Below are 19817 nucleotides of genomic sequence, written 5' to 3'. Positions count from 1 at the left end.
CGTTGCAGGTCTCAACGGTTTCGGAGCGGGCGGACGGGAAAGTCGTCGGGTCGGGGTCGCTCACGATTCTTGCAATCGATCTTGCGTGGCATCCGATGGATTGCGTGTGGATGCGCAGGCGAAGAGAATTGCCAGCATGAGTGCGGGTCTAGACGCTCCGGCAGAAGGACTAGCGATGCCTTCAGCGGGAGCGGCGGCTGAGTCCGCCAATACCCGCATCAACCTCAAGTCGCAACTGCACTGGTGGGGCGCCGCGCTCGGCGCGGCCGTCGCGCTAGCCGATGCGCTCATCCTGAGGCGGCTCGGTGTAAACCTGACTTCCCATGGCCATGACGTGATGTGGCCTGTGGTTGCCTGGTTTGGAGCATGGTTCGCGGTGCTGGGGTTCATGCTCGGTAAAACCCTCGACGACCGCCAGCGCGCGCGGACTTCCGCCGATCTCATCGGTGCGCAAATGAGGGAACTCGCCGCATCCCGCGAGCGTCTCTTGCAGTCGGAAAAGCTCGCAGCCCTGGGAACCCTCGCCGCTGCGATCGCCCACGAGGTGCGAAACCCGCTCGCGGTAATTCGTTCCGCCGCACAAAGCCTGGCGGAGGCCGCACCATCAGAGGCCGCCGAAACCCTGCGCTCCTGCCGGTTCATGATGGAAGAGGCAGACCGGCTTGCCAGCCTGGTGAACTCGCTGCTCGCCTTCGCGCGGCCGGCCCGGCTCACGGCGCAGGCGGTGGCGGCCGCCGAATTGTTCGATCGGGCACTACTGCTGGCTCGCGGGCCAATCGAGTCGCGCCAGGTCCGCATCGAGCGTCGGGAGGCGCCGAGGAGCGCGGTCGCGAGTGCGGATCCAAACTTGATCGCACAGGTGCTCGCCGGCCTTCTAACCAATGCCGCGCAGGCGGCGCCGATAGGTGGTGAAGTCAAGATCGAATGTCGCGCGGAAGATTCGACTGTCGAACTGGTGGTCGAAGATTCCGGACCCGGCGTTCCTGCGGCTCTCCACGATAGAATCTTTGAACCGTTTTTCACCACCCGGGCGAGCGGTGTCGGACTCGGACTGGCAATCGCGCGGCAAATCACCGAAGCGCACGGCGGCTCGATCCGGCTCGGCGAAAGCTCATCGGGCGGGGCCCGGTTCAGCGTGATCTTGCCACGCGCGGCGCTGCCATGAACGCACGCATTCTGATCGTCGACGACCAGGAGCGGATGGGCGAAGTGATCGCCACCGCACTGCGATCGGCCGGCTACGAATGCGACTTCTCCAGCGACGGCGAGCGGGCGATTGCGCTCCTTGGGGACCGCGCGTACGACGCGGTCGTCACCGACTGGAAGATGTCGGAGGTAGACGGGATGGAAGTGCTGCGCCGCGTAAAGCGCGACTATCCGGCGTTGCCCGTCATCTTTATTACCGCCTACGGCAGCGTCCCTTCCGCAGTCGCCGCGATGCGCGCCGGCGCGTTTGACTATGTCACCAAGCCCTTCGATAACGACGAACTGCGGGCCACCGTAGGGCGCGCCCTGGAGATGTCGCGCCTTCGTCGCGAGAACTCCGATTTGCGCCAGGTCGCCGCCAGTCGCTACTCGCCCGAATCGATGGTCAGCGAGAGCCGTCGCAGCCGCGAACTGATCAACCTGGTGCGACGCGCCGCACCCAGCCACGCAGCCATCCTTATCCAGGGCGAGAGCGGTACCGGCAAGGAACTGGTTGCGCGCATGCTCCACTACTACAGCGATCGGGTGGGCGGTCCCTTCGTTGCCGTAAACTGCAAGGCTTTCGCGCCGGGCGTGCTGGAAAGCGAGCTGTTCGGCCACGAGAAGGGAGCGTTCACCGGGGCGGTAGGTGCGCATGCCGGATGCTTCGAGCGCGCGCACGGGGGGACCCTCTTCCTCGACGAGATCGCGGAGGTTGGAGACGATTTTCAGGCCAAGCTGCTCCGTGTTCTCCAGGAGGGCGAAGTGCTGCGCGTGGGAGGTACCGCGACGCGGCACGTGGATGTGCGCATGGTCGCGGCGACCAACCGGGTGATTCAGGACGAAATTGTGGCTGGGCGCTTTCGCGAAGATCTGTTCTTTCGCCTCAACGTGATCCCCGTGCAAATTCCCTCCCTGCGCGAGCGGGCAGAAGACATCATTCCGCTCGCGCGCCACTTTCTGTCGATTCATGCCGCAGAAGCAAACCGCAAACTCGAGTTCTCACCCGAGAGCGAAGCGGCGCTGCTTAGGCATCGCTGGCCTGGCAATGTTCGCGAGCTGGAAAACGTGGTCGAGCGAGCCGCCGTGCTGTGTGCTACCGACCGCATCCAGCCAGAGGATCTGATGCTGGATCGGCCGATCTTCGGCCGCGAACTGCCCTTCAAAGGATCGCTGCAAGACTCGATCGACGACCTGGTGCGCGCGCGAATAGTAGCCGCGCTCGATGCCAGCGAGGGCAACCGCGCCCAGGCGGCCCGCGCGCTTGATATCGATCGCGCAACGCTCTGGCGGTGGATCAGGCGGCTGGGTATCTGAATCTCGATGAAGGCCTGCGCGGCTATTTGCTCCACGGGGCGGACCGAGAGAGCGACCAGACTTGTCCACGCCGAAAGTCTGAAGTTTTGATTTCATGGATGAAAAGTATGAAGCCAATGAGAAGCAGAGTTGGGGCGCGGGGGCAGGTAGTAATTCCCAAGCCGTTGCGTGATCGCCTCGGCCTGAGGCCAGGAACCGTGCTCGAGTTTTCAGAGGAACAGGGCCGGCTGATCGCCGTGAAAGTGGACAGGCCCAGCCCGACACACCGCGTCTGGGGCGCCGTTGGCCAAAACTTCGACACCGATGCGTTCATTTCTGAAATTCGTGGGAAACGATGATCGCCGCGGTCGACCACTCCAGTGATTGGCAAGACGCATTTCGAGCGGATCTCGATGCGGCTGGCCCTGGTTTGAAAACCGATGGCTGTCAGTAGCGAGGAATCCGCTCGCGGTTCGCAGCCTGAGCCGCTATTTGCTCCACCGTTTTTCGAACACCACCGCACCGTCGCGCGTGATGCGCGCTGCCAGGGTCATCCCGTTGCGCGAAATCAGGCTGGTAGTTGCGACTTCGACGTCGCCGATCACCGGCGCGTTCACGCGGATCTTGGTGTTGCCTGCAACGCTGGCGCCGTCGGGCCGGACGGCGCTCACGCGTGCGACCGCGGTGTGATCGACCTCGATCGCGCCGCCTTGTGGGAGCGGGAAGCCGTTTTTTTCTCCCGTGGTGACGGCGATTTCGCCTGCCACCAGGTTACGCTCGATCTTCCAAATCGGGCGCAGTGTCGACGGCGGCGCGGGTTCCGGTCGGCGTAATTTCGGCGCTTCGAACGGCTCCGAGTGCGCGGGTACGATCGGCAGCCGGATAGCGCTGGCCCGATTGCCGCCGAAGAACAGTCGAATTTCCGGATTGCTGCGTGTTGGCCACAGACGCGGGAAGTCGGCGCAAGAGACACTCACCCGAATCCGGTTGCCCTTCGGCACCTGGTAGGAGGTGGACCATAGCGGGATGCGGAGTTCGTAGACCTCGCCCGCCTCGACCGGCTCAAGCCGCTCTACCGAGTTGCGGCACGCTGCGCGCAGCCATCCCGAGGTTATAAGCGATGAAGTGCCGGCCGGGTCCACGTCGCACACTTTCACCACGACATTTGCGTCGTCGCCCCGTTTGATTTCGGCGAATACCGTAGCCTGCGGCGCGCCGGAAATTTCCAGGCTTTCCGCCAGCGGTTCCGAAGTGTAAGCGAGCGATGCGAGGTCGTCTTCGTTCTGGTCCAGCGGCATGCCGACGCCAAGGCCCATCGGGTCCCACAGCCCCGCTGCCGTGCCGAGCGTTGGATTCGAGGTATAGGACTCGCCTTGTTCCTCGCGAGCAGCCGCATCGCCGAGTGTTCCCGTGCTGCCAAGGTACATCGCGCGGCTCTGCGCCCGCGCGATCGGCCATTCACGTTCGTGCTTCCAGAGATTCGCGCGCTGCACGTTGATCAGCACCGGCGGCTCCTCCGCAATGCCGTTCTTCTCTCCGCGCAGCCAATGATCGAACCAGCGCTTCATTTCGTGCAGGTAATCGAGCGGTTCGTGCGGCGCGAGCGCGGGCAGCGTGTGCATCCAGGGCCCCATCCAGAGTTTTTTCGGGCATTTCAACCGCGCAAAGACCGAGGGCATGACTTCCGGGAAAATGTCGCGCCATCCGCCGATGATGAACGTCGGCACTTTGATCTTTGTGGGATCCACCGCCTTTCCCTGCCAGTACTCGTCGTGCGCCGGATGATCCGGCCATGGAAACACGTAGGGCTCGCCGTGTTCCAGTCGTTCATTCCACACCGAATGCCATCGGCCCTCGCGGTCTGCGTTGGTGGGTGGCATCAGGTTCATGGCGAGCATGAACGATCCCCACGCGCCATAGCCGCCGAGACATGTCGCGCATCCGCCCGGATAGAGGTAGTCGTGATAGATGTCGACGCTGCCCTGCAGGGGAACGATGGCGCGCAGATGAGGGGGGTTTTCCGCGGCGACTTTGAGCGAGGAAATTCCGCCATACGAGAGCCCCCACATTCCGACATTGCCGTCACACCACGGTTGCCGAGCGATCCATTCGATCGCCTCGGCCCCGTCACGCGCCTCGCCGCGATCCATTGCCGGCCAGGCCACGCCGCTGGAGCCGCCCAGACCGCGAAAATCCACGAGCAGATGGGCATAGCCGCGCGCGGCGAAGTAGCGGCGCGGAGCCTCATTCATCGCGCCGATGAAATCGTCCTTGTGATACGGATAAAAGCTCATGAGCGCGGGGAAGGGCCCTTTGCCTGCCGGGCGATACAGATCGGCCGAGAGAGTCGCGCCATCGCTCAGCGGTATGGAAAGATTGCGTTCGACAATGATCTCGTTAAGTTCCTTTGAATCCATGATCGCCTCGCCTCGAGTCATCGAACCCCATCGCTTAATTCGCACCGTTTCGGGCGCTCGCACAAGCGAATTGGCGTTGGCTAGCCGAGGGCTGCGGCGCTAAATTTTCCGACCATGCCAAGACAGCGCGTCGGTGATATCGAGATCTACTACGAGATTCATGGCGACGGACCGCAGACGCTCGCGATGATTCGCGGGCTGGGGTCCAATCTGACCGCCTGGTACGAGCAGGTCCCGGAGTTCTCACGTCATTTCCGGGTGCTGGTATTCGACAATCGCGGTGCCGGCCGCACCGACAAGCCGGACGCGCCCTATTCGATTTTGCAGATGGCGTCAGACACAGCAGGTCTGCTCGCGGCGCTCAAGCTGGAACGGGTGGCCTTGTTGGGAATTTCGATGGGCGGGATGATCGCGCAGGAGTTTGCGATCGCCCATCAGGACCGCCTGAGCTGTCTGATTCTCGGATGCACCACGTGTGGCGGCAAAGAAGCGGTCGGCGCAGCGGCTCCGGTAATCGAGGCGCTGGTTGCAGCCGAGAATGCCAACCCCGAGCAACGCAAGCTGCAGATTCGTTCGGGCTTTACCGAGAACGCGATCGCACATCGCCGCGACGTCATCGAGCGCTACGACAAGGTCCGCGCCCAATACCTGATTCCCCCGTTTGCATATCAGCGCCAGTTGCGGGCGGTGATGGGCTTTGACGCGAGTGCGCGGCTGAACTCGATTCGCGTGCCGACGATGGTGCTGACCGGTACCGATGACATCCTCGTGCCGCCCGCGAATTCGCGGCTGATCGCCGGGAAAATTCCCGGTGCGATCGTGAAGGAACTGCCGGGAGCACACCAGTTCTTCACGGAGTACCCGCGCGAATTCAATCAGGCGGTTATCGAATTTGTGAAGGCGCATGCCTAGGTGAGGCGCTCACTGCTCGCCGCAGTCGCTTTGGCTATGGTGCTGCCATCGGTGGTTGCGGCGCAGACGGGGTTGCCATTCAGACTGCTGATGCTGCCGAGCCCCGGCACGCCGGAAGTGTTCAATGGCGACGGCAAAACGCATGTAGCCTATGAATTCTTGCTGGCGAACTTTACCGACCAAACTATTCAAATCGATTCACTGGCCATCACGGAAGCCGACGCCAAATCGAAGGAGGCGCCGGTTTCGTCCGCTCAGGCCAATCCCGTTAATTTCGAGCAGCTGAAATCCCTCTTTTCACTCATCGGAGCCAATCCGTTGAAGCCGCAAGCGCCAGTGCTCAAACCTAGCGAAGCGGGAGTGATTTTTCTGTTCCGTGACGATTGGAATCTGGAGAAGTGGACCAACCAGCTCACGGTCGAAGCGCAAGGAAAACCGCAGACGCGTCAGAAGGTGGTCGTCGATATGAACCTCTCTCGGACCAAGCCGGTCGTCATTCAGGCTCCGCTGCGGGGCAAGAACTGGTGGACACCCAATGGTCCGGCCAACGATTCGATCCACCGGCGGATCATCGTCGCCCTGGCAAACCATCTCGGCTTGCCGGAGCGGTTTGCCGTCGATTGGATTCAGCTCGGTGCCGATGGCAACAGCTTCACCGGAAACCAATCCGAGAATCGCAGCTATCATTGTTACGGTGCGGAGGTACTCGCGGTGGCGGACGGGAAAGTCGTGGGCGTGAAAGACGGAATCAAGGAGAACGTTCCCAACGCGGCGAAGATGGCGGTGCCGATCACTCTGGAGACCATTGGCGGAAACTACGTGATGGAAGATATCGGCGGGGGCCGCTACGCGTTCTATGCGCATCTGATTCCAAGCACCATCGGCGTGAAAGTCGGCGACTCCGTGAGAGCCGGCGAGCGTCTCGCCAAGCTCGGTAATTCCGGAAATTCGACCGAGCCGCACCTACACTTTCACGTCTGCGATAGTCCGAGTCCGCTCCTGTGTAACGGGCTGCCGTTCGCGATCGATCATTTCACCCGCTACGACTACCAGATGCAGATGAAGGGCGAGCATCCTGTGAAATTCGTGGTGGGTGCTCCCCACCAGGTGACCGATGAGATCTTCATGAACCGGGACCTGGGCGAATTTACGACCGCGAATTAGTCGGACCGTTCTCGGACGGAAGACGGGATTCTTGGCGCGGCGGCGGTGCGTGCGCACGACGCGTTCCGTGGCGTTACCCTCTTGCCGGCGACTTGGTTGGACAACCGCGCGGCGGCGCAAGTACAAGAGAAGTATGCCGCTGAATTCCTCGCTGGCCGGTACGAGCGGCGAATGGCTCGCCGGCGAAATCGATGCGCGCTGGACGATGGCGTATGGGGCAGCACTGGGCGACTTGCTGCCCTGTTATTTGGACACCGCTTCGGCCGCGGGAATTGTCGCGCATCCGTTGTTTCCGGTCTGTTTCGAATGGCCGGTATTGGTCGCGATGCGCGCGACGTTCGATCAGTCGGGGCTTACCCCGGATGAAGCGCGTCGCGGTGTGCACGCGTCGCACGATCTGATCATCCATCGCCAGATTCGTCCGCCCGCCCGCGTGCGGACGCGCGCGACGGTGGCCGGAATCGAGCGCCGCAAACCTGGCGCCTATCAGCTGACCCGGCTGCAAACCGTCGATGCGGCAGGAGCGCCGATCTGCACGTCGTGGTACGGATCGATCTACCGGGATGTTGCGGTCACGGGACCGGACCGGACGGTGGCGGCTGCACCTGCGCTGGCGCTGCCGTCAGAAATGGGTCGCCAGCCGATTTCAGAAATCCCGATCCCGGTCGCCGCGGGACTGGCGCACATCTATACCGAATGCGCACGAATTTTTAATCCGATCCATACCGATGCCGCCGTGGCGCAGCAGGCGGGCCTTCCCGAGATCATCCTTCATGGAACGGCAATGCTCGCGCTCGCGGTCTCGAAAATCGTCGCGGCCGAGACGGGCGGGGATCCCTCGCGGGTAAGCAGAATCACGGGCAGGTTCGGTGCGATGGTGATGATGCCCTCGCAGGTCTTGCTGCGCATCTGCGCCCGGGAACCAGCGCACGACGGCGATCGGATTTTCTTCGAGGTGCTCAACGATCAAAATCGCCCGGCCATAAGAGACGGCTTGGTCGTACTGGCGCCGGCGAATGGAGTCCAGCGGTGAAAGTCAGAGCTGCAGTAGCGACTAAAGCGGGCGACCCGCTGGAAATCACTACCGTCGACCTCGATGGACCCAAGGCAGGCGAGGTGCTGGTCGAGATAAAGGCGACCGGCGTTTGTCACACCGATGCGTTCACGCTCTCGGGTAAGGATCCCGAAGGGCTGTTTCCCGCAATCCTCGGCCACGAAGGCGCCGGGGTGGTCGTCGAAACCGGCCCGGGAGTGACCACCCTCAAGCCGGGCGATCACGTGATTCCCCTGTATATTCCCGAATGCCGCAACTGCCCGGCGTGCTTGTCGGGCAAAACCAATCTCTGTATCGCGATTCGCGAGACCCAGGGCAAAGGTCTCATGCCAGACGGAACCAGCCGCTTCTCCCAAGCGGGGCGGATGATTCATCACTACATGGGCACCTCGACCTTCGCCAACTACACAGTGGTGCCCGAAATAGCGCTGGCCAGGGTCCGTGAAGACGCCCCCTTCGACAAGATCTGCTATATCGGATGCGGCGTCACGACGGGGCTCGGAGCAGTTATCAACACCGCGAAGGTCCAGCCGGGGGACCGGGTGGTGGTCTTCGGGGTCGGCGGAATCGGGCTCAATGTGATCCAGGGCGCTCGCCTGGCGGGTGCCGCAATGATCGTCGCGATCGATGTGAACCCGGCGCGCGAAACGATGGCGCGTAAGTTTGGGGCCACGCATTTCGTAAATCCGACGGAGCTCAAAGGCGATCTGGTTGCGCACCTGATCGACTTGACCCGCGGCGGCGCGGATTTCTCGTTCGAATGCGTGGGCAACCCCAAGCTGATGCGGCAGGCGCTGGAGTGCTGTCAGCGCGGATGGGGTACCAGCGTGATCATCGGGGTGGCCGGGGCCGGAGAGGAGATCGCCACGCGGCCATTCCAGTTAGTCACCGGCCGCACCTGGAAAGGGACCGCGTTCGGTGGCGCCCGCGGGCGGCGCGACGTTCCCAAGATCGTCGACTGGTACATGGAAGGGCGGATCAACATCGACGATCTGATCACGCATACCCTGCCGCTCGATCGAATCAACGAGGCCTTCGACCTTATGCATGACGGCAAATCAATCCGCAGCGTTGTTACCTTCTGAGGCGTTAGCGTGGACTTTGAGCTTTCGCCCGAGCAACAACTGCTCCAGTCGACCTTGCGCGAATTCGCTACTCGCGAACTGCTCCCCGCCTATCCAGCGCGCGATCGGGATGAGGATCTCCCGCCCGCGCTAGTGCGCCAGCTCGGCGAGCTGGGCGTGCTTGCCTCGATGGTCGACCCTCGGTACGGCGGCGCGGGACTCGACTACCTATCGTTGGGAATCGCCCACGAGGAGATCGCGCGCGGCGACTTCAACGCGGCCTACGTTCTCCTGCTCGCCGGGTTGGTCGGCGCGATCATTTCCCGCAACGGCGACCAGCGGCAGAAGGCCGCGTATCTGCCCCCGATTTGTCGCGGGGAACTCCTTTGCGCGCTGGCGGTAACCGAGCCGGCGGGTGGCTCTGACGCCGCGCACGTGAAGCTCCAGGCGCGCCGCGACGGCGACCATTACGTGATCGACGGCGAGAAGACCTCGATTTCATTTTCGTCCTCGGCCGCCACCGCCCTGGTGATGGCGCGGACCGGCTCGCTAGAACAGGGCGCTCACGGCGTAAGCGCTTTCTACGTCGACCTTAACTCGCCGGGCGTGAGCCGCACGCGTTTCAAGGACCTTGGCTCGCGCGCGATCGGGCGCGGCTCGCTTTTTTTCGACGCGGTGCAGGTTCCCGCCACCGCGCGGATCGCCGCCGAAGGCGCAGGCTTCGTGCAGGTGATGCAGGGCTTTGATTTCTCTCGCGCGCTCATCGGCCTCATGTGTATCGGTGCGGCGGAGCAAAGCGTGGAAGAAACCTGTGCCTATGTCGCAGAGCGGCAGGCCTTTGGCGGATCGCTCGCGCGCTTCGAGGGCGTGTCATTTCCACTCGCCGAGGCGGCGGTGGAGCTGCGCGCCGCGCGCCACCTGTGTTACGAGGCGCTCTGGCTTCGCGACCGCGGCGAGCCGCACGGGTGGATCTCCGCAGGCGCGAAATGGCTCGCTCCCGAGCTCTGCGCGCGAGTGCTGCATGATTGCCTCCTGCTGCACGGTCACCTGGGCTTCAGCCTCGATCTGCCGCACCAGCAGCGGATGCGCGATGTGATCGGGCTGGAGATCGGCGATGGCACCGCGCAGATCATGAAGCTGCTGGTGGCACGCGAAATTATTGGCAAGGGGGCACGTCCCTATTAGGTTCGGCGGCGCGATGGCATCGCAATGGCCGATCGTATGGAACGCGCACTGGATCTGGGCGGCGGATTCGCTGCACCGCGAACGGCAGATGGTCGGCGAGTCGTATCCCTCGCGCGACATCAGGAACCGCTTCTGCTACCTGCGCCGGGTCCTTGAGCTCGGCGTGGTTCCTGATTCGGTGCCCGCCCGGGTTACCGCGGACTCGCGCTTCATCCTCTATGTCAACGGAAGCGAGGTGGGCCGCGGTCCGGCGCGGTCGAACCCGGTCCGGTTGGCCTGGTTGGAACTGGATCTGGCCACGCACTTGCGTAGTGGCCGTAACGCGATTGCCGCGCTGGTCAGATTCTACGGCGCTGCGGTGCCCTGGTGGATTCCCGCTCCGCCGAGCTTTCAGATAGGGTTCGGCTCGTTCGCTTTCGAGGCTCCGCAAATCGGGGTGGTGTCGGATCAGTTCTGGAAAGGCCACGTGGCGCCCTATCGCCAGCATCCGAAGCCGGCGCCCGGGCTTTCGCAGGTACCCAACGAAATTCTCGACGGAAGCAAGGTTCCCGAGCGATGGAATCAACCCGATTTCGACGATTCCGGATGGGCCAGGGCGGCGGAGCTTTCCGCTCGCACCTTTTCCTGGAACCGTATGCAGATTCCGGTGGAGCCGTTCACCGCGCCGGAGGCCGCAGAAATTGCACCGTTGACGGCGATTCCGATCGAACTCGTGGAACTTAAACGAGTCGAGGTCGCCGAAAATGCGGCGGACGATCCGGCCGATGCTCTTCCGGCGCCGAGCGCGGGCGGTCGTGACCGGATGATCATCTATGATGCCGGCGGAGCGACGCTGGCGACGCCGTCACTCGAAGTCAGCGGCCCCATCGGGTCCGTGGTCGATGTCTACGTGGGCGAGGACCTTCGCCCCGACGGCACGGTCGAGGTCGCGCCGCGATTTTACGCGATGCGTTATGCGCTGGGCGGACGCGGCCGTGAGCTGGTGGAAGCATTTGAAGCCGTGGGTTTCCGCTATCTGGCGGCGGTTGCGCGCGGCGACGCGCGCATCGAATCGGCCGGCGCCGTCGAGCGACGCTATCCGCGTGACCGGGGGCCACGGTTCGAGTGCGACGATCTTCGCCTGAGCAAAATCTGGCGAGTCGGCGCACGAACGCTGGACCTGTGCTCCACCGACGCTTTCATTGACTGTCCTGGCCGCGAGCAGCGTGCCTGGCTCGGCGATTCCTATATCCATTCGCTGCTCACCTTCGTAACCAATACCGATTGGCGCCTGGTGCGTCGTCATCTGCGCATCTGCGCGCATTCGCAGCGCGCCGACGGCCTGCTCGGCATGGTTGCGGCGGGAGACTTCGCGATCGCATCGACTACCATCCCCGACTACTCGCTGCACTGGGTTCGTGCACTCGCGCGCTATTTCGAATACTCCGGTGATGCCGACACGGTGCGTGAATTGTTTCCCGTCGCGGTGGACATCCTGGCGGCCTTCGAACGTTATCGCGCCGCCGACGGACTCATCCGTGCGATGCCCGGATGGATGTTCGTCGATTGGGCCATGACCGAGCGGGCCGAGGTCATCGGCGCCATCGATGCGCTCTACGCCGCGGCGCTCGACGATTTCGCCTCACTCGCGTACGCCGCGCTCGACAGGCCGGATGCGGCCGTAGATGCGATCTCGCGCGCAGAGCGGACGCGCACCGCCTTCGAGCTGCTGTGGGATGAGGCCAGCGGCGTGTACGTCGACGCGGCCGATTCGCGTGGCGCGCGCCGCCGCGTGAGCCAGCAGACCAACGCTGCCGCGATCGTTGGCGGATGTGCTCCCCCAGAGCGCTGGAAGCGGATGTTCGATTACGTGCTCGATGAATCCCGGCTGGTGTTGACACCTACTATTTCGGACAACCTGATGGCTTACGTGCGCAACGAAATGAACCCCGCCGACCACGTGAGGTTCGATCCCGAGCAGAGCGTAGTAATGGCACAACCGTTCTTCTCCCATCTGTTACATGACGCGATGGTTCGCGCCGGTCGGCGCGATCTTGTGCAATCGCGATGCCTCGAATGGTGGCCGCAGATCGAACGCGGCAACACCGTCTTCGAGGAGTACTGGGAAGCGCGCCCCGGCACTGGCAGCCGCTGCCACGCGTGGTCGGCGACGCCCACCTACGACCTGACCACCCACGTGCTGGGTGTCAGACCGCGAAAGCCCGGCTACGCCGAAGCTGAGATCGCGCCGTGGTTCGGTTCTCTAAGCCACCTCGAGGGTGCAGTACCGACGCCCCGGGGATTCATCGAGGTAACCCTCGATAGGGAGCGCGGCGGAGAGATAGTGATTCCCCCGGGGATAGTCGGGTACTTGCGGTGCGACGACGCGCCACTCGCGGGTGGGCGCCTGGCCGCGGGGCGCCATCGCGTTGCACCGCGAGCGGGTTAGACCGGATTCAGAACTCGAGAGTTGAAATTGATGTAGGTTCGCTGAGCAGGCGCGACGTCAGCTTATCGCAGCCCGCCGCTCGGGATCTCTCGGGGGAGTGATGACCATACCGCGCCCCGCTTACGGTGGTTGAGTTGACCGAGCGGACAGGGCTGGATATTTTGAATCGATGTCTCCCGACCAGAGCTCAATCGAGAAGATCATTCTCGCCGAGCCGCGCGGCTTTTGCGCGGGCGTGGACCGCGCGGTCGAGGCCGTGCGCAGCGCGTTGCGCGCCTATGGCCGCCCGCTCTACGTACGCCATCAGATTGTACACAACCGTTTCGTGCTCGAAGCGCTGGAGAAGGAAGGAGCCATATTTGTCGAGAGTCTGGACCAGGTGCCCGAGGGACAGCGCGTGATCTTCAGTGCCCACGGCGTGGCGCCCAGTGAATGGGATCGCGCGAAGGATCGCAGCCTGCGGGTAATCGACGCGACCTGTCCGTTGGTCACGAAGGTTCATCTCGAAGTTGAGCGTTACGCCAACGAGGGTCGCACCGTAATTTTGGTCGGGCACGCTGGTCATGAAGAAGTGAAGGGCACGCTCGGAGTCGCGCCCGGCAAAGTGGTGCTGGTGGGCCGCGTCGAGGAAGCGCGGGCGCTCGAAGTTTCGGACCCGGAACGCATCGCCGCGGTAACCCAGACGACGCTCAGCGTCGACGACACTCGCGACATCATGGACACGCTGAAGGAGCGATTCCCGGCGCTACTGACGCCCAAGACCGACGATATCTGCTACGCGACCCAGAACCGTCAGAACGCGGTCAAGGAGCTGGTCGCGGTCAGCGACGTGGTGCTGGTGGTCGGCTCCCGCCAAAGCTCGAACGCCAATCGGCTGGTCGAAGTTGCGCGCCAGCGCGGCGCCCGCGCATTCCTGGTCGACTCCATGGCCGACGTCGAACCCACCATGCTTGAAGGGGTGAAGGCGCTCGGCCTTACCGCAAGCGCATCGTCCCCCGAGTGGCTGGTCGAGGAGATTATCGGGGCCTTCGCCGATCGCGGTGCCCAGGTCGAACTGCTGAGCGTAGCTAAAGAGCGGGTTCACTTCCCGCTTCCCATGTCCGCTGACTGAGCTCCGGTGTAGGATTCCTCGCGGGCGTCCAAGGTCACAGGGTTTAAAGCGCGCTTCGCTCACCGGGCTACGTGCGGGTGCTTCTGCTATTGCGCGGACGCGGTAGTTTGCCTTGACAATTCCTTGAGCTTGCCCGAAAACTCATCGGGCGGCGACCCGCCAAACCCAAATAAGGAAGAGCCCAGATGCGAAGAGCGATCGCGCATGCGCTGATCATCCCGATATTGTTTGCGATACCGTTGCTCGGCGGCTGCCAATCCGAAACCAAGAAACATCTGTACAAGGCCGAAGATCTCTTCGAGAAGCGCGACCTGGAAGGGGCTCAGAAGGAACTCCAACTCGCGATTCAGGCCGACCCCAACAATGTCGATGCGCACAAATCGCTCGCGCACATCGACGAATTCCTCGGCGATCAGGACGGCGCGGCCAAGGAGTACGAAGCCGCATCGGCGCTGGACCCGAGCGATCAAAAGATCATGCAAAAAGCGCGGATGTACCGCGCGATCCAGGAGATGGTCAACAACGCCAACAAGGCCGTCGATCAGGTTAAGTCCGGCGATGCCGAAGGCGGCATGCGCGCGCTCAAGGACGCTTTGATGGCCAGCAAGAGCAAGTACCTGCGCGACAAGACCATCGGTTACATCAAGCAGGCCATTCCCATCATTGTGCAGCAAGCCGACCAGCAGGTTAAGGACAAAAAGTACCAGGACGCGATCAAGAGCTACGAGGAGGCCATCCGCGGCTACATGCTGATGGCCGAGGCCAGCCAGGCACATACCCTGGACCCGGGTGCCGATGCAGTGCTGCACTCCGCCAACGAAGCCGCCAAGGATGGCGGTATGCCGGATGCGACCTTCAAGCTTCTCAACGACGTGCTCACCGTCGATCCCGACAACAAGAGCGCCAACCTGGAACTCGCGCAGGTCTACCTGCGGCGCACGCCGCCCGACTACGATACCGCCGCCGACCTAGAGGAACGAGCGGGTGCACCCGACGCCGACGTGAAGAAGCTGCGCGACGAGGCCAAGCGCCATCGCAAGGGCTAGCCGCAGAAAGCCCCGCCGCTCCGGAAGGACGGGGTCCCTGCGGCTCGGCAGCGCACAGCCGCCGAAACAGAAGCCAATCGTTCTGCGCCGACGCAGCTACCTGGCCGTCGAAGGGCCTATCGGGGTGGGGAAAACCACGCTCGCCCAGGCGCTCGGCCAGGAGCTCAACGCGCGTCTGGTGCTGGAAGATTCCGACAACAATCCATTTATCTCGCGGTTTTACGAAGACCCCGACAAGTACTCTTTTCCGGCGCAGCTCTACTTCCTCCTGACCCGCTACAACCAGCAGCGGGAACTTTCCCAGCAGGATCTGTTCTCACAGATGACCGTCGCGGACTACCTGTTCGCCAAGGATCGGATTTTCGCGACCTTGAACCTCGCTCCCGACGAGCTGAAGCTCTACGAGGGCGTCTATCAGCTGCTCAACGCGGAGATGGCGAAGCCGGACCTGGTGGTCTACGTGCGCGCACGGGTCGAAGTGTTGGCCGAGCGTCTGCGCAAGCGCAACCGCGATTTCGAACGCGACATCAGCTTCGAGTACCTGGAGCGCGTCTCGGCCGCGTATCGCGATTTCTTCTTTTACTACGACGAGGCGCCGCTGCTGGTCGTGGACACCTCGGACATCGACTTCGTGGCCAACCCAGAAGACCTCGCCGACCTGGTCCGCGAGATCAACCACGCCGGCGAGGGCACCCAGCACTTCGTGCCGAGGAAGTCATGAGCGAGTCCCCGCGGATTGGGCAGGCACGCGGATTGGAACCTGTGCCCCACCCGGAAATCCGTGAATGCGCGGTAACCCGGGGAATCGCTTAAGCTTTCTTGGCTTCCTGTTCTATTTCCTTCGCCAGCTTGAAATCCTTTTCCGTGATGCCGCCCTGGTCGTGGGTCGAGCAGGTCATCGTCACGCGCGTGTAGTTGATGGTCACGTCGGGGTGATGGTCGGCGGCTTCGGCTTTTTCCGCAACCCGGTTCAGGAATTTGATTCCATCCATGAATTCCTTGAAGCGAAACAGCTTGCGGATCGAGTCCTCGTGCCGCTCCCATCCGGGCAGCGCTTTCAGCTGTTCGGTTACTTCCACATCGCTCAATTTGGCCATCGCAAACCACCTCCTTGAGGCAGCGGGTGCTTCCCGATCATAGGCCCACGCCGGTACTCTTGGCCAATTCGATTAACGGCTCCGCGCTGCTGTGGTAATAAGGAGAAGTCATTCCACGAGTAAGGATCTCAAGCTGATGGCCAACAAAATTCTCGACGAAGAGTCACTCAAGCAGGTGGGCAGGTCCGGAGAACCGCGCACTTACGAGGTCGAACGCGGTGCCATTCGCCGGTTTGCGGAGGCGATAGGAGATTCGAATCCCCTGTTTAACGATGAGCATCGCGCCCGCGCATCCCGCTTCGGTGGAATTATCGCGCCACCCACCTTTTGCCGGTCGATGGGCTCGCCAATCCCGGACGTCCGCATCGGCGCGCTGGGAACCTCGTTCCGCGGTCTCGATGGCGGTTCGGATTGGGAATACTTCCACCCGATTCGCGCCGGCGATCGAATCACCGTCCAGACCAGGCTTGCCGACCTGCGCGAATCTGAGGGACGGCTCGGTGCGATGGTATTCATCACCATGGAAACGACCTACACCAACCAGTTCGGCGAACTGTGCGCGACGCAGCGCTCAACCGGCATTCGGTACTAGCCGCGAGGAGGCTTTAGCAAACCATGGCCCACCAGATCTATTTCGATGACGTCGAAGTCGGAACCGAGATCGGACCGCTGGAGAAAAATCCGACTACCCAGCAACTCGTGAAGTATGCCGGTGCCTCGGGCGACTTCTACCAGATCCACTACGACAAGGATTTCGCGCTGGCCAACAAGCTGCCCGGGGTCATTCTGCACGGCGCGCTCAAGAACGGCTTTCTCGCCCAGCTCATGACCGATTTTGCGGGACCCGAGGGTTGGCTGCGGAAGCTGTCGGTGCAGTATCGCGGGATGGATCAGCCCGGCGCGAAGGTGGTGTGCCGCGGCAGGGTCATCAAGAAGTACCATGACAAGGATCAGCACCTGGTCGATTGCGAGATCTGGCTGGAAAACGCCAAGGGCGAGAAAACCACGCCGGGTTCGGCCACCGTGATCTTGCCGGCCCGGCACACTCACTGAAGTATGGAACATGCCGACCAGGCGTGAGTTTGCACCGCGATCGTTGCACGCCAGCGATGTCGCCCGGATCGATCCGAACTACCGACGGGTCCTGACCCGGCTGCTCGCCGCACATGCCATGGCGGAGAAGCTCACGGCGCTTGGCTACCATCGCGCACTCCAGACCGTCGACAATCCGACCCTGCGCCAGGTGATCGAGAAGAACTATCACGAGGAACACAAGCACGCGCGCTTGATCTATCGCCTACTCGACGTGCTGGGCATCAGCGAGAAGCAGGCCGATCGTACGATGACGATGCTGGTCAAGTCGCCGTCTTTCGAAGCCCCGATGTATTTCGCACAGGAGGCGGAAGGCGAGCTCGACCTGCTCATGGCATCGATCGCGCTCGACGTCACCGGGCTGGTTATGATCGGCGTGAACTATCGCGACTCCAGCTACGCGCCGCACGCCGAAGCGGCCGAAATAATTCTCGAAGAGGAAGCCGACCACGATGTATTCGCGACCGAACAGCTCGGGCGCGCGGTCGCCCGCTTCGGCCCCGAAAGCGTCAACGCGGCGCTGCGCGAATGGCTCCCGCGCGCGGTCAATTTCTTCGGACCCCCCGGGAGCGGTTTCACCTATGATTGCCTCCGCTACGGATTGAAAAGCCGCGACAACCAGGAACTCGCCGACCTGTTTCTTGCGATGATCGAGAAACGCTGCGAGCAGCTCGGCCTCGATCTTCCGGATTTAAGCAAGGAATACCCGCGCGCCGTCGTTTAGCTCGAGCCCGGACTGTGAAGAAGCGATGTCTGTCGCTGTCTCGCTCTACCAGTTGACAACCTGAGCGGACGGTCCGCAACAACGAGGAGAGCGCGGCGGTGGCGTGGCGCTAGCCCAATTGCAGGGCGCGCAGAGCGAGGCCGCGTGCCACCGAGGTGAACTCATTGCCCAGCTGAATCTTCTCTGCACCGAATCGAAGACTGAAAATTCTGCGCACCGCGGGCACGAACGAGGAACCTCCGGTCAGGAACACACTGTCGATCTGCTCTGGAGAAAGAGCCGCTGCCGTCATCAGGCGAGCGACGCAGCGTTCGATTTCCAGCAGTTGAGACGCAACCCACACCTCGAATTCCCGCCGTCCCACGACCCGGCTGATTTCCGTCGGTGGATCGGAAAAGGCGAACTCCGTCGACTCTGACGCTGACAGCTCAACCTTGGTTTTCTCGACCGAGCGAAACAGGTAGTAGCCGAGGTCGCTGTCCACCACATGCAGCAACGCCGCTATTTTCGCCGGCTCGATTGCGTCGCGCTGCAGCGCGCGCAGGCGAGAGAGAGTGGACGGGTTTTTCAGCAGCGACAGGTGATGCCAGCGCTCCAGCTTGGAGTATGGCCAGGTTGGCACCGGCAGAACCATCCCGTAGGGCGACCGGTGCCGCGACCCGCGGCCGAGCGCCGGCGCGACGACATGATGCATCATCCGTCCATCGAAGGCGTCCCCGGCGGTGGCGACACCGTCGTTGCCGAGAATCTCGTAGCGTGGGTCCCGCGCGGCGCCGGGTGGTCTGAGTCGGAGAATCGAGAAGTCGCTGGTTCCGCCGCCGAAGTCTCCGATCAGGACAAGCTGGTCGCGCGTGATTCTGCTCGCGTAGTCATAGGCCGCGGCGACCGGTTCGTACTCGAAAATTATGTCGTCCCATCCCGCACGCCGAACCGCAACGTCTAGGCGCGCCTGGGCGAACCCGTCGTCGTCGTCGGTACGCGCGTCCGAAAAGTGCACCGGCCTTCCGACTACCACCCGCGCCGGCAGCGGTCCGAACTGCGCTTCCGCGGCGTTGCGCAGATCGACGAGAATTGGAGCGATCAGATCGCCCAGCGAATAATCTTCGCCCATGATATCGGTGGATTCGAAGCTGCGTACCGCGAGGAATGACTTGAGCGACTGAATCAGCCGACCGTTCCCGGCCGCGGCCAGGTAGCGGCGAATCGCCTCATTGCCAACCGACAGTGCGGATTCGGTTCCGCCGGTCTCTTCGGTTGCCTCGAAAAACAGAATCGATCGAAAGGTTTCCGCATCGTAAGCATCGACCGCCGCGTTCCGGAAGCGCGCGAGCCGTGGTGCGCCGTTGCTTCCGATGATCGCGATCGCGCTGTTGGTCGTGCCGAAATCAAGCCCGACCGCCTGTACTGGTGAACTCATCGCGCCGCTCCCCTGCACGACGAGCATCGAGGCCATTCTAATCGTTGTCAATGTGGACGATTTTCATGTATTGTGACCAAAGGCTTTGGATGAAGTGGATTTGGCGGCTCGCCTCGCGCGGGCCGTTTCTTTTATTTTTCAGAGTGAAAACGATTTGCCCGATCGGCGGCAAAGAATAAAATCCCGAGCCGGTTGCGATGCTGGCGGGACGCTCATCCAAACGGCTGACTTTTGCGGCGCTAGCGATCGCTTGCCTGGGATGTTTCGCGCCGGGAACTCCCTTCCAACGCATGCAGCTGACGAGTAACCACGCGGTGATCTACGTCTATCGGCAATCCGATCCGCTTTCGGCGACCTTGGACCCGGACATAACCTGCGGCCACGCAACCATCGCGATCGTGTCGGGCGGCTACTACCCCTTTGTTGAACAACCGGGCATGGTCACGTGCTATGCATCGAGTGATGCTTCCAGTCGCATCGAGTTCGAGACACGACCGGAGAGCGAGTATTTCGTGGCCGAGGTGGTAGCGCCCGGAGTCCGCGAAGGTGCCGTGAGCCTGAAACAAGTGAGCAGCAGTCGCGGCTTGAGTGAAATCGAGTCGTGCAACTACACCGTCAAATAGCG

General features: G+C 62.5%; 18 protein-coding genes. 15 read left to right on the top strand and 3 right to left on the bottom strand.

The window, feature by feature from the left end:
* Window positions 1-175 precede the first annotated feature (175 nt).
* Window positions 176-1165 carry an ATP-binding protein gene (locus VGI36_00765; GenBank protein ID HEY2483644.1) on the top strand — a complete coding sequence of 330 codons (990 nt, stop codon included), beginning with the start codon at window positions 176-178 and terminating at the stop codon, window positions 1163-1165.
* Window positions 1162-2502: a sigma-54 dependent transcriptional regulator gene (locus VGI36_00760; GenBank protein HEY2483643.1), complete on the top strand. Its 1341-nt coding sequence runs from the start codon at window positions 1162-1164 to the stop codon at window positions 2500-2502. The genes VGI36_00765 and VGI36_00760 overlap by 4 nt, the downstream gene beginning before the upstream one ends.
* 467 nt (window positions 2503-2969) lie before the next feature.
* Here the strand turns inward: VGI36_00760 and VGI36_00755 are convergent, their stop codons facing one another.
* Window positions 2970-4898: a CocE/NonD family hydrolase gene (locus VGI36_00755; GenBank protein HEY2483642.1), complete on the bottom strand. Its 1929-nt coding sequence runs from the start codon at window positions 4896-4898 to the stop codon at window positions 2970-2972.
* A gap of 114 nt (window positions 4899-5012) precedes the next feature.
* Here VGI36_00755 and VGI36_00750 point away from each other — a divergent pair, with 114 nt between their 5' ends.
* From VGI36_00750 to VGI36_00710, 9 genes are all read left to right on the top strand, one after another.
* Entirely contained in the window at window positions 5013-5810 is a 798-nt protein-coding gene (locus tag VGI36_00750) for an alpha/beta fold hydrolase (GenBank protein HEY2483641.1), read from the top strand.
* Window positions 5811-6974 carry a peptidoglycan DD-metalloendopeptidase family protein gene (locus VGI36_00745; GenBank protein HEY2483640.1) on the top strand — a complete coding sequence of 388 codons (1164 nt, stop codon included), beginning with the start codon at window positions 5811-5813 and terminating at the stop codon, window positions 6972-6974. It begins immediately after the preceding gene.
* A gap of 133 nt (window positions 6975-7107) precedes the next feature.
* Complete coding sequence (locus VGI36_00740) at window positions 7108-8007, top strand: MaoC/PaaZ C-terminal domain-containing protein (protein ID HEY2483639.1); 900 nt, start codon at window positions 7108-7110, stop codon at window positions 8005-8007.
* Complete coding sequence (locus VGI36_00735) at window positions 8004-9113, top strand: S-(hydroxymethyl)glutathione dehydrogenase/class III alcohol dehydrogenase (protein HEY2483638.1); 1110 nt, start codon at window positions 8004-8006, stop codon at window positions 9111-9113. The genes VGI36_00740 and VGI36_00735 overlap by 4 nt, the downstream gene beginning before the upstream one ends.
* A gap of 9 nt (window positions 9114-9122) precedes the next feature.
* Window positions 9123-10277: an acyl-CoA dehydrogenase family protein gene (locus tag VGI36_00730; GenBank protein ID HEY2483637.1), complete on the top strand. Its 1155-nt coding sequence runs from the start codon at window positions 9123-9125 to the stop codon at window positions 10275-10277.
* Between the two features lie 13 nt (window positions 10278-10290).
* On the top strand, window positions 10291-12705 hold the full coding sequence (locus VGI36_00725) for a family 78 glycoside hydrolase catalytic domain (protein HEY2483636.1): 2415 nt from the start codon (window positions 10291-10293) through the stop codon (window positions 12703-12705).
* Between the two features lie 169 nt (window positions 12706-12874).
* Window positions 12875-13816, top strand: a complete 942-nt coding sequence (gene ispH, locus VGI36_00720) for a 4-hydroxy-3-methylbut-2-enyl diphosphate reductase (protein ID HEY2483635.1) — start codon at window positions 12875-12877, stop codon at window positions 13814-13816.
* A gap of 185 nt (window positions 13817-14001) precedes the next feature.
* Window positions 14002-14862, top strand: a complete 861-nt coding sequence (locus VGI36_00715) for a hypothetical protein (GenBank protein HEY2483634.1) — start codon at window positions 14002-14004, stop codon at window positions 14860-14862.
* Between the two features lie 37 nt (window positions 14863-14899).
* Window positions 14900-15583 (top strand): deoxynucleoside kinase, encoded by a 684-nt coding sequence (locus tag VGI36_00710; GenBank protein ID HEY2483633.1) that lies wholly within the window; start codon window positions 14900-14902, stop codon window positions 15581-15583.
* A gap of 88 nt (window positions 15584-15671) precedes the next feature.
* On the opposite strand, the gene VGI36_00705 is transcribed toward VGI36_00710, so the two are convergent.
* A complete protein-coding gene (locus VGI36_00705; protein HEY2483632.1) occupies window positions 15672-15959 on the bottom strand; it encodes a 4a-hydroxytetrahydrobiopterin dehydratase in 288 nt (95 codons plus the stop codon).
* Window positions 15960-16095: 136 nt separating this feature from the next.
* Between VGI36_00705 and VGI36_00700 the strand changes: the two genes are divergently transcribed.
* From VGI36_00700 to VGI36_00690, 3 genes are read left to right on the top strand one after another with little or no spacing between them, the layout of a single operon-like run.
* On the top strand, window positions 16096-16551 hold the full coding sequence (locus VGI36_00700; protein HEY2483631.1) for a MaoC family dehydratase N-terminal domain-containing protein: 456 nt from the start codon (window positions 16096-16098) through the stop codon (window positions 16549-16551).
* Between the two features lie 23 nt (window positions 16552-16574).
* Complete coding sequence (locus tag VGI36_00695; GenBank protein HEY2483630.1) at window positions 16575-17012, top strand: MaoC/PaaZ C-terminal domain-containing protein; 438 nt, start codon at window positions 16575-16577, stop codon at window positions 17010-17012.
* A 10-nt stretch (window positions 17013-17022) separates the two neighbouring features.
* Window positions 17023-17775 carry a Phenylacetic acid catabolic protein gene (locus VGI36_00690; protein ID HEY2483629.1) on the top strand — a complete coding sequence of 251 codons (753 nt, stop codon included), beginning with the start codon at window positions 17023-17025 and terminating at the stop codon, window positions 17773-17775.
* A gap of 109 nt (window positions 17776-17884) precedes the next feature.
* On the opposite strand, the gene VGI36_00685 is transcribed toward VGI36_00690, so the two are convergent.
* The gene (locus tag VGI36_00685; GenBank protein ID HEY2483628.1) at window positions 17885-19192 is read right to left on the bottom strand and encodes an Hsp70 family protein; all 1308 of its coding nucleotides are present in this window, start codon (window positions 19190-19192) and stop codon (window positions 17885-17887) included.
* 290 nt (window positions 19193-19482) lie between these two features.
* Between VGI36_00685 and VGI36_00680 the strand changes: the two genes are divergently transcribed.
* Complete coding sequence (locus VGI36_00680; GenBank protein ID HEY2483627.1) at window positions 19483-19815, top strand: hypothetical protein; 333 nt, start codon at window positions 19483-19485, stop codon at window positions 19813-19815.
* The last annotated feature ends 2 nt before the right edge of the window (window positions 19816-19817 follow it).

It is taken from the genome of Candidatus Binataceae bacterium (assembly GCA_036495685.1).
GTDB lineage: Bacteria > Desulfobacterota > Binatia > Binatales > Binataceae > JAFAHS01.
Note: the sequence above shows the minus strand (reverse complement) of the source record. Positions and strands in the feature narration are given on the sequence as shown.